Below are 1213 nucleotides of genomic sequence, written 5' to 3' on the forward strand. Positions count from 1 at the left end.
CCGGATCGAATTTCTTGGTCGGCGCGAACTGCCACAGGATCGGCCCGAGCTTTTCGCCGAGCGCCGCCACGCCGGAGCCAAGGAAGCGCATCATCGATTCGCCGGCCTCGCCCAGCACGCGCCGGTTGGTGACGAAGCGGTTGCCCTTCAGCGAATAGACAAAGCCGTCCGGCGCTTCGCTGGCCCATTTGACGAAGGTCGGCTCCTTGAAGCTGGAATAGTAGGTGCCGTTGACCTCGATGCTCGGCACCTGGCGAGTGGCGTAGTTCAACTGCTTGGCCTTGGAAAGCTTGTCGGGATAGAAGGACGTATCCCAGGGTTCGAAGGTCCAGCCGCCCATGCCGGCGCGGATTGTTCCCGATGTGCTCATTGTCATCCTCCCAATGCAGAAAAAGATCAGGCCGCGGTAATCTGATCGACGGTTTTGATCATGTCGACGAGCACCCATCCTGGCCGGTAGGGATTGGGCCGGCGACCCGTTTCGTGGAAACCATAGGCAAGATAGAGCGCAATGTTCCGCTCCATCCTGGCGTTGGTGTAGAGCCGCACTTCTGGCAGACCCCAGAGATGGGTCTGCTCATCCGCGTGTTTCAGCAGCGCAATGCCGAAGCCCTTGCCTTGAAAGTCGGGGGAGACCGCGACGGAGAATATCATCGCGTGGTCGTCATGTCGCTCCAGCGCGATCAGCCCGGCAAGCTCGCCGCCACTTTCCAGCAACCAGACCTCGCCGCGCGCGATGCGCGGCGCATAGTCCTCGGTGACCGGGATCGGCGGCGCGCCGAACAGCGCGATGTAAGGCGCATAGGCCGCTTCCGTCAGCGAGACGACGGTTTGGAGATCACCGGCAAGCGCTCTTCTGATTGTCATTCAAAAGCTCTCCAGAGCTCTCCAGGCGCCAACCGGTCGATCACTCCGCCGCTTCGCGTTTGCCTCCGGGACGTCGCTCCAGAAGCTCCTTGAGGAACTGGCCGGTGTAGCTGCGCTTTTCGCGCACGATGGCTTCCGGCGTGCCGGAGGCGACCAGTTCGCCGCCGCCGTCGCCGCCTTCGGGGCCGAGGTCGAGCACCCAGTCCGCGGTTTTTATCACTTCGAGATTGTGCTCGATGACCACCACCGTGTTGCCCTGGTCTACCAGTTCGTGCAGCACTTCCAGCAGTTTGGCAACGTCGTGGAAATGCAGGCCAGTGGTCGGCTCATCCAGGATGTAGAGCGT

Annotated in this window: 2 protein-coding genes and 1 pseudogene; all 3 read right to left on the reverse strand. The window is 61.8% G+C overall.

From position 1 onward, the window contains the following. The coding region (locus EN991_RS36900) for a DUF72 domain-containing protein (RefSeq protein WP_127370557.1) at window positions 1-370 on the reverse strand (370 nt) is incomplete at its 3' end. A gap of 26 nt (window positions 371-396) precedes the next feature. Then, entirely contained in the window at window positions 397-867 is a 471-nt protein-coding gene (locus tag EN991_RS36905; protein WP_127370558.1) for a GNAT family N-acetyltransferase, read from the reverse strand. A 40-nt stretch (window positions 868-907) separates the two neighbouring features. Continuing rightward, window positions 908-1213: pseudogene (locus tag EN991_RS36910) on the reverse strand (excinuclease ABC subunit A); the annotation flags it as partial.

The organism is Mesorhizobium sp. M7A.F.Ca.US.005.03.2.1 (assembly GCF_003997795.1).
Taxonomy (GTDB): Bacteria; Pseudomonadota; Alphaproteobacteria; order Rhizobiales; family Rhizobiaceae; genus Mesorhizobium; species Mesorhizobium ciceri.

Excerpts from the sequence above, each read along its gene's own strand:
- EN991_RS36905 (WP_127370558.1), bottom strand. The coding sequence starts at position 867 with ATGACAATCAGAAGAGCGCTTGCCGGTGATCTCCAAACCGTCGTCTCG.